The organism is Streptomyces sp. NPDC007875 (assembly GCF_042868035.1).
GTDB classification, from domain to species: domain Bacteria; phylum Actinomycetota; class Actinomycetes; order Streptomycetales; family Streptomycetaceae; genus Streptomyces; species Streptomyces antimycoticus.
Genome location: NZ_JBIADZ010000023.1, coordinates 20656 through 31940, shown reverse-complemented (window position 1 = coordinate 31940; position 11285 = coordinate 20656). Strand labels below are relative to the sequence as shown.

At 69.5% G+C, this 11285-nt stretch carries 11 protein-coding genes; 9 read left to right on the top strand and 2 right to left on the bottom strand.

The features are described from left to right. Window positions 1-26 precede the first annotated feature (26 nt). On the bottom strand, window positions 27-1412 hold the full coding sequence (locus tag ACFYOY_RS35610; protein WP_388591611.1) for a Tat pathway signal protein: 1386 nt from the start codon (window positions 1410-1412) through the stop codon (window positions 27-29). Between the two features lie 141 nt (window positions 1413-1553). Between ACFYOY_RS35610 and ACFYOY_RS35605 the strand changes: the two genes are divergently transcribed. The 4 genes from ACFYOY_RS35605 to murF all read left to right on the top strand — a co-directional run bounded on the left by ACFYOY_RS35605 (window position 1554) and on the right by murF (window position 4768). Next, on the top strand, window positions 1554-1856 hold the full coding sequence (locus tag ACFYOY_RS35605) for a hypothetical protein (protein WP_388591609.1): 303 nt from the start codon (window positions 1554-1556) through the stop codon (window positions 1854-1856). Then, entirely contained in the window at window positions 1853-2344 is a 492-nt protein-coding gene (locus tag ACFYOY_RS35600) for a hypothetical protein (RefSeq protein WP_388591607.1), read from the top strand. Before ACFYOY_RS35605 ends, ACFYOY_RS35600 begins: the two co-directional genes overlap by 4 nt. Window positions 2345-2538: 194 nt before the next feature. Continuing rightward, window positions 2539-3117, top strand: coding sequence for a hypothetical protein (locus ACFYOY_RS35595; RefSeq protein WP_388591605.1), 579 nt, complete (start codon window positions 2539-2541; stop codon window positions 3115-3117). Between the two features lie 253 nt (window positions 3118-3370). Continuing rightward, window positions 3371-4768 (top strand): UDP-N-acetylmuramoyl-tripeptide--D-alanyl-D-alanine ligase, encoded by a 1398-nt coding sequence (gene murF, locus ACFYOY_RS35590; RefSeq protein WP_388591603.1) that lies wholly within the window; start codon window positions 3371-3373, stop codon window positions 4766-4768. On the opposite strand, the gene murC is transcribed toward murF, so the two are convergent. Beyond that, entirely contained in the window at window positions 4765-6216 is a 1452-nt protein-coding gene (murC, locus tag ACFYOY_RS35585) for a UDP-N-acetylmuramate--L-alanine ligase (protein WP_388591601.1), read from the bottom strand. The genes murF and murC overlap by 4 nt on opposite strands. Before the next feature lie 173 nt (window positions 6217-6389). On the opposite strand from murC, the gene ACFYOY_RS35580 reads away from it, so the two are divergent. The 5 genes from ACFYOY_RS35580 (at window position 6390) to ACFYOY_RS35560 (ending at window position 11279) form a co-directional block, all read left to right on the top strand. Further along, complete coding sequence (locus tag ACFYOY_RS35580) at window positions 6390-6839, top strand: hypothetical protein (RefSeq protein WP_388591599.1); 450 nt, start codon at window positions 6390-6392, stop codon at window positions 6837-6839. A 927-nt stretch (window positions 6840-7766) separates the two neighbouring features. Beyond that, window positions 7767-8477 (top strand): hypothetical protein, encoded by a 711-nt coding sequence (locus ACFYOY_RS35575; protein WP_388591597.1) that lies wholly within the window; start codon window positions 7767-7769, stop codon window positions 8475-8477. Between the two features lie 559 nt (window positions 8478-9036). Further along, window positions 9037-9642: a hypothetical protein gene (locus ACFYOY_RS35570; protein ID WP_388591595.1), complete on the top strand. Its 606-nt coding sequence runs from the start codon at window positions 9037-9039 to the stop codon at window positions 9640-9642. Window positions 9643-10004: 362 nt separating this feature from the next. Beyond that, the gene (locus ACFYOY_RS35565) at window positions 10005-10571 is read left to right on the top strand and encodes an ATP/GTP-binding protein (RefSeq protein WP_388591593.1); all 567 of its coding nucleotides are present in this window, start codon (window positions 10005-10007) and stop codon (window positions 10569-10571) included. A gap of 27 nt (window positions 10572-10598) precedes the next feature. Further along, window positions 10599-11279: an SAF domain-containing protein gene (locus ACFYOY_RS35560; protein ID WP_388591591.1), complete on the top strand. Its 681-nt coding sequence runs from the start codon at window positions 10599-10601 to the stop codon at window positions 11277-11279. Window positions 11280-11285 lie beyond the last annotated feature (6 nt).

The following is an 11285-nucleotide window of genomic DNA, read 5'->3' as shown; positions in this document are numbered from 1 at the left end:
TGATCAGGTGAGGGATCACCAGCCGGTCAAGCGGCATGCAGATCAGGAGCGGCCCAGCCGCCGAGGCGCTGGTGGAGCTCCACCACCTGGGGGTGGCTGCTGACCCGGTCGGTTGCGGTGGCGAGGGTCAGTACGCGGGAGCGGATCAGGGTGGAATCGAGGCGTTCGGCAAGGTCGAGGGCCTGCCCGGCGACGGCACACGCTTCTTCGAGGTTGTCCTCTTCCAGGTGGGCGGCGGCCATGCCGACCATGTCCATGGCCCGGACCCGCTCGTACCCGGCACCGCGCTGCTCGATGGCGGTCGCGAAATGGACGCTGGCCTTGCCCACCGGCTTGCCGTGCAGGGTGTGCAGGTCGCGGTAGGCGACCGCTGTCGCCCCGGCGAGCTCGGCGGCGGTGAAGTAGGCGATCCACTCCTCGACTCTCTCGCCGTTCTCCTCGGCCCGTGCCAGATGTTCCTGGGCCTGGGCGAGCGTCGCCAGGGACGCCTGGGCGTCCCCGACGGCTGCCAGCATCCGGCCGCGCTGCGCGGTGAGCATGGCCGTCAGGCGCAGGTTGTGGGCGGCGGCCGCGGTGCGGCCGGCCACGTCGAGCAGTTGGAGAGCGTCATCGGGGCGGCCGAGGTAGACCATTTGGTGCGCCAGACGGGACATCACCTCGGCGCCGCGCCCCGGGTCCTGGGCCTGCCGGGCGAGCGTGATGGCGTGGGTCCAGTACCGCTGTGCCGTCCCGTAGTACCCCGCGTCGTGGGCGGTCCATCCGGCCAGCTGCGCGAGGTCGACGGCAGTCTGGCGCAGCCGCCGGTCGACGGCCGGGGTGGAGGTGCGGCCGTGGGCCAGCAGTTCGGTGACGTCTTGCAGCTGGGCCACGATGGCCGCCCGGAACAGCGCTCCTCCATGTCGACCGTCGAGGTCCCGGAAATGGCGGACGAGCTGTTCGATCCCGGCGACGTCCTCCTTGCCGACCCGGGCCGCGGGTCCCGGCGCCGTGGTGCCGGCAGGCGGGTCGGCCCACCACAGCCGTTCGGCAGCCGCAATGAGGGGCAGGCCGACGGCGAGTTGGGCCATATCGCGGCGACTGAGCATCAGATCGCTCCGGGCGTACTCGTGAAGGGAGTGGGCGGCCCCGTCCGGGGACCACAGCGGATCCAGCGGGTCGATCCCAGTGTGACTCCAGCCGAGGTCCGCCAGCGTCAACGGCCCCAGCTTCTGGCTGAGGACCTCGGCGACGATCCCGGGCACCGGATCCCGGGGATGCTCGCCCTTGAGCCATCGCCCCACCCGCGCGCAGTCGACCGCGATGTTGAGTCCGGCGGCCGCCGCACGGACATTGACGCGCCGGGCCAGATCCCGGTTGCTGATCCCGGCCCGCTGTAACGCGTTGGCCAGCCGCTCGTTCGGTCGTACGCCCATGACGATCACCCCGTCTGCCGTGAGCCCCTCAGACTCATGCCAATCCGCAACCCATCGCAACCCCCTTCCACCTATTCCCCGGCCAGCCGGACGAAGTTCCCTGGATGTGATGACATCCCCGGGAAAATATGGATGGCTGCGATGACGATGCCCCAGGCCGACACCACGGCCGGGCTCGGGCTGCTGGTTACGCGCCCGAGGGAGCCGGTGCTGCGCCGGGCCGACACTGATCTGCGGGCTGGTGACATCGATCCGCTGCGGATCACGCCGGAGATGCAGATCGGGCTGTGGGGCAGGGCATGCGCCCGCTGTGGCAGCCCCGACAAACCGCTGAGCCCCGGCGGCTACGCCTACACCCGGGCGCGAGGCGGCGGTCGTCTCGGCTGGTTGGTCGAGCTGTGTGCCCGCTGCCTGCCCACGGCCGATTTCAGGTGCCCCTGGTGACCCCTGCTGCGCTGTCGTGGGCGGTGGCCGCCGGCGCTCCGGCCGAGAACGTCCGCATCGACTGGCAGGCGGGACGTGCCACCGAGATCCCCATCGGCAGTCTCTGGCACGTGCTGCGCGTCACCGGTACGACCGGACGTGACGCCCTCGCGCGGCTCCAGGAGCGCGGCGAGCCCCTGGGCCCCGTGCTCGAGGTGCCGTTGCGGTTCGCCGTGGAGTTTTTGGTGCCGCGGTGCGCGGCCGCCAGCTGGCCGTCGCTGGTGGGCACGCGCTGGGTCGAGCACGGCATCATCCGCTGCCCCGGGCCGGAGCGGACCCGCAGCGCTGGCCAACGGGCTGTGTGCGGCCGCCGGTGGATCGTCCCACCCGGCCCGGCCGCGGCCGCGGCGACCGATGCGGACGCACTGTGTGAGGCGGTGGCGGCCGCGGTCGTCCATCAGGCCGAGCGATGGATATGCACGGTCCGAAGTAGTCACCCGTTGGTCTGACACCTGCGAATCCCAAGTCGCCTCGACCCGTGCGCCGGTTGCGCGAACCGATCCCCCGCGGACGGGTCGAGGCCCCGCGTCGCCCCCGGCCGCCCTCCGGGGGCGACGCACCGACCCCACCGGCATTCCGGCGCCGAACGTACGCAGGGACGCCGGACGACCACGGCGGCGGAGCCGCTGAGAGGAGGACGGCCATGCACTCGCTCGCGGGTCGCGATGCTGCCGAGCACGCCCACGTCTACATCACCTTGCTGGGCTGGCCCGTGGCGGCAGGCCACAGCTATCGCCCCGACAGCGGCTGCACGTGCTTGGACGGGACGACCGCCCAACTGTGCCCCAGGCCCGGGGCGCACCCGCTCGCCTCGAATGTCGTGGTCGCCAGCCCCGACCGTGTGGACCGTGAGTTCACCGCACGCCCCGGAGCCGGTGTCATCGCCCCCACACTGGGATTTGACGCGGTCGTGTTACCCAGGCCCGTCGCGATGTTCGCTTTGGTGCAGCTCGAACGCCGCTCAGCTCAGGTGCCGTGTGTCGTCAACCGCCACCAGGCGGTGCTGCTGGTGGCACCCCGCACCGCCACAGCCGGGCTCGGTCATCTCAGCCGGACCGTCATGAAGCTGCGCAGTGGCCCCGACGGATGGGTGGCCTTGCCGCCGTCCCACATGACCCGGTGGGACACGCCGCCCTGGGATCACCAGGGCGAGCCGATCGAGTTGCTGGACGCAGACGACATCCGCGAGCCGATATCGCTGGCCGTCAAAGGTGCATGCTGACAGGCCCGTTGTCGTGCGTGTCGAGAGCGTCGAGAACGAGAACCCCCCGACGATTCCTGACCCAGGCGCTCGCCCCAAGCGATTCGACGACCGAGCCGAGCAGTGGCTCCATCAGCTCCACCCTGTTCCCTCCAAGCCGTCCCCCGGTCCCACAGCGCCACTTCGGCACGCGGGGCTGAGGCCCCCAAACCAGCCTGATCAGTACCACCTGACCGGTAATGTCCTGATAGACCTCTGACCAGGGAGAACTCACGTGCAGCCCATGCCCCTGTCGGCCGTCGCCGACGCCGTAGGCGGCCGTCTTGCCGACGCCGATCCGCAGGCCACCGTTACCGCGCCGGCCGTCTTCGACTCCCGCGTCGCCACGCCCGGGTCGCTGTTCGTCGCGCTCACCGGGGAGCAGGCAGATGGCCACGATTACGCCAAGGCCGCCATTGCCAATGGCGCGGCCGCCGCCCTGGTCGCTCGCCCCGTCGGCGTTCCCGCGATCGTCGTCCCCGACGTCTTGGCCGCACTCGGGTGCCTGGGCCTGCACCTCGTCCAGCACGCCCTCACCGGCACACAGATCGTAGCCATCACCGGCTCCGCCGGAAAGACCTCCACGAAAGACCTCATCGCCCAGGTGCTGCCGGCCGTCGGGCCCACCGTGGCCACGCCCGGCAGCTACAACAACGAGATCGGCCTGCCGGTGACCATCACGATGGCCGATCCCTCCACCCGATTCCTCGTCCTGGAGATGGGGGCGCGGGGCATCGGGCATATCCGACAGCTCACCCGCATCGCGCCGCCCCAGATCAGTGTGGTCACCAACGTCGGCACCGCCCACGTCGGAGAGTTCGGCGGCCGCGACAACATCGCCCAGGCCAAAGGGGAGATCGTCGAAGCCCTGCCCGCCGGCGGTCTCGCCGTCCTCAACGCCGACGATCCCCTCGTGCGCGCCATGGCCCACCGCACCCACGCCCGCGTCGTCACCTACGGCCTCGACGCGCAGGCCACCATCCGTGCGACCGAGGTGAGCCTCAACGGCCGAGGACAAGCCACCTACACGCTGCACACCCCCGAAGGCAGCGCTCCCGTCGCCCTTCAGTACGTGGGGCAGCCGCAGGTCTACAACAGCCTCGCCGCCGCAGCGGTCGCCGGCGAGGCCGGTCTCTCCCTCCCACAGATCGCCGACGTCCTCAGCCAGGCCACCCCACGGTCACCCTGGCGCATGGAGACCACCCGCCGCGCCGACGGAGTCACGGTCATCAACGACGCCTACAACGCCAACCCCGATTCCATGCGGTCCTCCCTCGACGCACTCGCCGCGATGGCCCGCGGCCGTGACCAGCGCGCCATCGCCGTCCTCGGCCCCATGAACGAACTGGGCAACGACGCCCGCCACGCCCACGAGGAAGTCGGCCGCCACGCCGCCGGGCTCGGCCTGGACCAGCTCATCACGGTGGGAGGGGAAGCAGCCGAATGGATGCAGACCGCCGCCGGCGATCTCGGCGCACCCGCTGTACACCTGCCCGATCAGGACAGCGCGCTGCACCTGCTGCGCTCGACCCTCCGGCGCGGCGACGTCGTCCTGGTCAAAGCAAGCCGTGGGGTCCAGCTCCAGCAGCTCGCTCAGGCGCTGCTGGAACCGGACCCCGAACCCGCCGGCTAGGCCGCGGCCTCGGCCGGACGGCTCAGCTCCCCGGTGAGCGCCTGGCCGTACTCGACCAGGTCGCCGGTGCCGATGAGCACCACCACATCACCAGGCCGGGCCACCGCGGCCGCGCAGGCGACCGCCGCGGCCCGGTCCCGCTCCACGCCCCGGCAGCTGCCCCCCGCGTTCTCCACGGCCGCGGACAGCTCCCGCAGCACCACCTCGTCACCGACCCGCGAATGGCCAGTCAGGACCACCTCGTCACCGTGAGCCAGAGCCGCCCCGAACTCGCCGCCGAACGCCTCATGCCGGGCCTGGCCGGCCGACTGGAACACCGAGATCACCCGGCCGTCGGGCTCGGTGAGGAGGCTGCGCGCGGCAGCGAGATCGGCCCGGATCTCGGTCGGGTGGTGTGCGTAGGAGTCGTAGACCCGCGCGCCTGCCGCGTCCCCGGCCCGGCTCATCCGCCGCGCCACGCCCTCGAAGGTTCCCAGGTGCCCGGCGGCACGAGCTGCGTCCAGTCCCACGGCGTGGACCGTTGCGATGGCGGCGGCGGCGTTGAGGAGCTGGTGCGTGCCGGGGATGCCGAGCGTCAGGCCGGTCTCGGCACCGCCCGGCCCGCTCAGCGTCGCCATGCCCCCGCCGTGCGCGCATACCGCGTCCGTCATGCGCCAGGTGGCGTGAGCAGAGCCGCCGAACCACATCAGCCGTGGGCCATGGCCAGCCAGGGCCAGGCGCGAGGCGAGCTCCCGGCAGCCGGGCGAGTCCGCGTTGAGTACCAGCGTGCCGCCGGGCCAGATGCCGAGCGCGAACTGCTCGTAGGCGGCGATGTGGTCCGCCACGCCCCGGTAGTTCTCGGGGTGGTCGTGCTCGATGTTCGTGATCACCGCGACGTTCACGCGCACACCGAGATGCGTACGGTCCGACTCGTCCACCTCGGCGATGAAGATCTCGCCGTTCCCCGCGTGGCCGCCGCTGGCCGGGCCCCGGACGTCGCCGCCCACCACGTACGTCGGGGCGTGCCCCATACGGGTCAGGGCGTGGGCGAGCATCGCCGCAGTGGAGGTCTTGCCATGCGTGCCCAGGACGCCGACCGCGATGTTGTCGGCCATCAGCGCGTTGAGCGCCGTGGAGCGGTGCACCAGGGGAATGCCCCGCTCCCGGCCCGCCTGCACCTCCGGATTGTCTTCATCGACCGCGTGCGTGTACACCACCGCGGTCGCGTCCGCGGGAACCTGCGACGCGGCGTGCCCGGTGTACACACGGACGCCCAGGCCGGCCAGCACCTCCAGGCCCTCCGACTGCCGCAGGTCACTGCCGGACACCGTGAACCCCCGCTCGGCGCAGACCCGTGCCAGCGGCAGCATTCCCGCCCCACCCACACCGACGAAGTGAACCCGGCGAAGAGCCACGGGATCGCCGGCGGACGCCGTCGCGGTGATTCTGGGAACTGCGGTCTCAGTCATGAACCCTCCCTCTGGACCGGCCGACGCCAGCCCATGCACCGGCGCCCCTCTTGGGCGCCGCCCGCTCAACCTCCCGCTCCAGACGCCACGGCCTCCACTACCAAGGGGGGTGCGGATACATCCGCACCCCCTCTTCAACTGCCACCCCGGTCTCATCAGCCCCAGGGGGTTACATGAGCACACCCAATTACTCTCTGGCCGTCGCCCTGGCCGCAGCCCGATGGAGCAACCACGAGACGGCCCGCCGCATCGTTGATGCGGCCACACAGCAAGGCCACCGACACATCGCCGTCCACCACACCCGCGTCAGCCGCTGGATTCGTCACGGCGAGAAACCCCACCCGCCAGTGCCCGAACTTCTCGCCGGACTGCTGACGGAGCACCTGGGCCAACTCCACACCCCGCAGTCGCTCCGTCTCCTCCGGCCCCGCTACCTACGGATCCCACTGGAGGAGCTGGAGCACCAGGTGGTGATGCAGCGGGCAACAGCCGCGAATCTCTCAGCGGAGGACTACGTACACCGCCTCATCCGAACCGCCCTCCGTGACCACGAAGGGCCAGTCCGGGTGAAGAGTCAAACGCCCGCGGAGGCGACTACGCCCGCAGAGGCGGCCAAGCACTGACTGGACACACCGAGGCCGCACGGGCCGATTGCGGCAAGTCCCGCCCGCTACGGTGACGCTGAGGAACTATCAGTGGAAGCCGGGGCGTGAGTTCCCGGTGGACAGGGGGGCGCCAGTGACCGTTTCAAGTCTGAGATTCACGGAAGCCTCGGGCCCGCAGGACGCGGGCGAACACATGTGGGCAGAGGACCTGGGCCAGCTGGATATGGATCAAGACAGATACGAAGAGGAGCGGACAGAAGAAGCCAGACGGCTGCGCTCCTCCGCCCGTGAGCTACTTGAGCGAGCCGCAGGTGAGTTGACCCGGGCAGACAGGGAGCGGCTCATCGATCAAGCCAGGTGGCAGCTCCAGCAAGCGAATGATCCGCTTCCCCAGAAGCGGCAGGCCCTGGAGCGCCGGGAACAGATCACGATGCGTTCGTGTGGGAGGCCAGCTGTCCTTGTACGGCCCAGCCTTCCAGGGCACCGCGAGGTCTATCACCGCGATGAGACCTGCGGACTCATCAGCGGGGACGGCCGGCACGTGACCCACGCCGGATGGACGCCTGTCGGCGAGGCAGAAGCCGCTGGATACCGCCCCTGCGCACGCTGTGGTGGCTGAATCGGCTGTGGCACCGGTGGCGAGGGCCTGTGGCTGGCCCACGCCCTCGCCCTGCGCCTGACCGGCATCGACATCTCTACCACCGCCACCGCTTTCGCCGCCGAACGCCGCGCGCTTCTTCGTCCTGGGCGACGCACCGAGTCGGCCCCCGTCATCGCGAAGGCACTCGCTTACCACGACAAGACCGCCACCCGACTGGTCACCGAAGCCGGAGGAACCTGGGCCCGATACGCCCCCGGCGACCACTCCCGGTGACACCACGGGTGGTCTCACCGATCAGGAGAAATACCCATGGTGCTCGCGTTGGCCGGGCATCATGACGGGCCATGGAGATCGAAGCCGTGTCAGCGCTCGTCGCCTCGGGCGCCGCAGTGCTTGGCGTGCCCGCCGCTCTTGTTGTGGGTATGAGGCAGGCGCGCGCCGCCCGCCAGGCTGCGGAGCTGGCTGCCGGTTCTGCCCGTGAGCAGTGGCGTAGCAGTACACGCCGCGAGGCCGCCGTCACCTTCGTTTTGGAGATCGACCGCGCTCTTGAAGAGGCCCGCAAGCTCTCGGCCTCTTACGACGTGCTCGACCTTGACGAGTCCAAGCAGGTCCAGCGCGCGCTGTGGCGCGCCATGGCCGTGGTGCGGATTGAGGGCCCGAAGTCTCTGTCGGATGTCGCGGCCGACGCCTACAAACTGGTGAACGGAGCTCTCGGCCGACATCTGGTGCATCACGTCCAGGCGCGACCCCAGTTCCTCATCCGAGCCGCAGCCAACGAGGGGAGCGAGGTTGCGGACAAGGTTCGCAAGCGGCTGGCTCTGCCGACGGGCCGTGACAGCCTCTTGCAACATCCGATGTGGGCGGAACTGGCGGCGAGCGGCATCCTTCCCACCAGGGAACTGCATCGTCTGGAGAACCACCTTAGGCACTCGGGGACGTGGCCGGACCGAGAAGCCCACAGCACTTTCCATGAGACGTACGAGCAGGCGCGCGGCAAAATCGACGCGTTCATTGACGCCGTGTACGCCCACTTCGACCAGGAACCCGCGCATTGACCAGCAGGGCGGCAGCCATGCCGACGCGACCCTTCACGTAGCAGCGCTGCCGGACTGTGGTGCCACCGGACGAAAGTACCCACTCCAGGACCTTGTACTCTGCCCTCATCACTCAAAGTGACCAATCACGGCACCCTGAGCTGGAATACGCGACACCTCAACATGCGAGCCCACCAGTCCCGAGAGCCGAGTTCGATCACGCCCACACGGTCAGGCCACGGTTCGAGCCCGACCCAGCCCTCGACGTCCGCGCAGGCGGTCATCGCTCACCTCGCTCTCACTTTCCAGAAAAATCTGGTGCCACGTGTCCCATCGGCTCCTGCTGAGAGGGCTTGTCATGGATGAGGGAGCGTTCAGCTCGGCCTTCACGGGTCGTTTACACACAGCGTCCTCAGGAATGTAACCGTGTTGTAGCCGTGGACTGGAGAAACGAGGTGGGCTCGTGATGACGAAATTACGTAACGTACGGTTGGCATCACCGAGTGGGAAGCATCGCGTCCGCCTTGGGGCTCGCCGAATAGCTTCCCCGGTGTTCAGACCAGGACCTAGGGGAGGCGCAGTGGCAACGCCTGAGAATGGCTCGAGGACTGCACGATACGGGGTGACCGCGATCGCGGTCGGTGTGGCCTTGGCCGTCTCCTCCTGCAGCAGCAGTGACGGAAAGTCGGATAAGCCGGAGCCGAAGCACCCCTCGAAGTCCGCTGCTTCCACGCCGGCGCCGTCAGGGAGCCAAACGAGTTCCGATCCTCAAGCTGCGGACAAGAAGGGCCTCCTTGCCGCTTACGGTCACTTTTGGGATGAGCAGACTGCGGCGTATGCCAAGGCCAGTTCTGATGGCACGAAGCTGACCCGCTACGCCACAGGGGACGCCTTGGCCCGCGCCGAGAGCGAACTCATGACCATGCGGAAGACAGGCAACGTTCTCACGGGCGCACCTGTGTCTCACTCTGAGGTGACTGGTCTCGATATGGATCGAAAGGTCCCCAAGGGGTCGATCCGTGACTGCCTGGATGTCTCTAAGTGGAAGGTGAAGAACCGGAAGACCGGAGAGCAGCTGCCGGCCGCAAAGGGACGGCTTGAGCGGTACGTGACGGAGGTCAAAGCCGAGAAGTGGGGGAAGCAATGGATGATCCTCAGCGTGTCGCCTCAGAAGCGCGCCTGCTAGCGCGGCGTACGGCCTTCACCGCAGCTGGTTTTGCCCTGGTGATGGCCCTGTCGGACGTCGCCTACGCGGACGACCATTCGGGCGGCCAAGCCAGCGTGGGTGACTGCTCCACCGTTTTCGTCTGCGTGGGAGCCAGCGAACCCGGTTCCTCAGGGTCCAAGGGGTCTCAAGACCAGCCCGCCCAAGACCGCAAGGGCGGTAAGGCCGGAAAACCGGTCCCCCAGCCCTGCAAGGTGGTACGGCTCGATCCCCAACCGCCGGCCGGCAGCGAGATCTGGGATGGCCACAAGCCAGGCGACGGCGCTATCTACACGCGAAGGTGTCTCCTGGACGCTGGCGCTGCTGCGCTCACCGTCGGAGTGATGCCTTCCCAGACATTCTGGGCGGCCACGCCACCAGCGGCCACTGGCCCGGATCCGGCTCAGCTGGCGCGGGAAGCGGTGGACAAGATGCTGCTGAAGGGCCCGGATATCAACTCGCCTAAGCCCGCGCCGTCGAACGGCTGCGGCAAGGAGGCGAAGGCCCCGGCCGGGTTCGGCTGCTACACCGTGGGCGTGCCGTTGTGGATGTCGATGGGCACCTCGGACACCACCTGGGGCCCGAACACCGCGTCCGCCACGGCCGGCGGTACGACGGTCACCGCCACTGCGAAGGTCAGCAAGGTGGTCTGGACGATGGGGGATGGGTCGACCGTGACGTGCACGACGCCCGGCACCCCGTACAAGGCGTCCTACGGCACCAGGAAGTCCCCGGACTGCGGTCATCAATACACGCAGACCTCCCAGAACAAGAAGGGCGGGACGTTCGCCGTGTCCGCGACGTCCACCTGGGACATCGACTGGAACGGCGGCGGCCAGCAGGGCCAGCTCGTCGAGACCCGCACCTCCCAGGTGCAGGTCGACATCACTGAGCTGCAGGTCGTCAGCTAGCAGCACCGGAAAGGTTGATCGCACACGATGGGCACCACCACATCCCCGATGCCGGCGCCGCGCACCGGCCCCCTGCGCGAGGCCGATGTGCCGGCCAGCTCCGGCGCGCCGAAGAAGCGCGTCAAATGGCCGCTGTTCGGTCTGTGCGTCCTGGTCGCGATCGCCGGTGCGCTGGGCGCGGCCTCGCTGGTCTCGCAGGCCGGTGACCGGGTGCAGGTCCTGGCCGTCGCCCGCGATGTGCCGGCTGGGCACCGGCTGGAGGCGGGGGACCTGGTGACGGCCTCGATCGCGAAGGACCCGGCCCTGAACCCGGTCCGTGCCTCCCAGCGGCAGGCGATCGTCGGCCAGCGCACCGCGGTCGACCTGCGCCGCGGAAGCCTCCTCACCCGCTCCCAGCTCACCGCCGGCGGCGGTGTCGGAGACGACAAGCAGCTGGTCGGGGTCGAGCTCAAGCGCGGCCAGGTGCCGCGTGACGCGCTCGCTCCCGGTGACCGGGTGCTGGCCGTGACCATCCCGGCCGAGGGTGAGAAGCCCACCTCCGGCGGTCAGGAGCCGAGCAGCATCAACGCGACCGTGGTGTCCGTCGGACCGGCCGACGCCGCCGGCACGGTGACGGTGAACCTGGCGGTGGCCACGACCGACGGGACCACGCTGGCGGCTCAGGCCGCGGCCAAGCAGATCGCGCTGGTGCGCGAGCCGAGAAGCTGAGGAGCT

Coding starts and splice junctions, on each gene's coding strand:
- ACFYOY_RS35610 (WP_388591611.1), bottom strand. CDS start 1,412: ATGGGCGTACGACCGAACGAGCGGCTGGCCAACGCGTTACAGCGGGCC.
- ACFYOY_RS35605 (WP_388591609.1), top strand. CDS start 1,554: ATGACGATGCCCCAGGCCGACACCACGGCCGGGCTCGGGCTGCTGGTT.
- ACFYOY_RS35595 (WP_388591605.1), top strand. CDS start 2,539: ATGCACTCGCTCGCGGGTCGCGATGCTGCCGAGCACGCCCACGTCTAC.
- murC (WP_388591601.1), bottom strand. CDS start 6,216: ATGACTGAGACCGCAGTTCCCAGAATCACCGCGACGGCGTCCGCCGGC.
- ACFYOY_RS35580 (WP_388591599.1), top strand. CDS start 6,390: ATGAGCACACCCAATTACTCTCTGGCCGTCGCCCTGGCCGCAGCCCGA.
- ACFYOY_RS35575 (WP_388591597.1), top strand. CDS start 7,767: ATGGAGATCGAAGCCGTGTCAGCGCTCGTCGCCTCGGGCGCCGCAGTG.
- ACFYOY_RS35565 (WP_388591593.1), top strand. CDS start 10,005: ATGCCTTCCCAGACATTCTGGGCGGCCACGCCACCAGCGGCCACTGGC.
- ACFYOY_RS35560 (WP_388591591.1), top strand. CDS start 10,599: ATGGGCACCACCACATCCCCGATGCCGGCGCCGCGCACCGGCCCCCTG.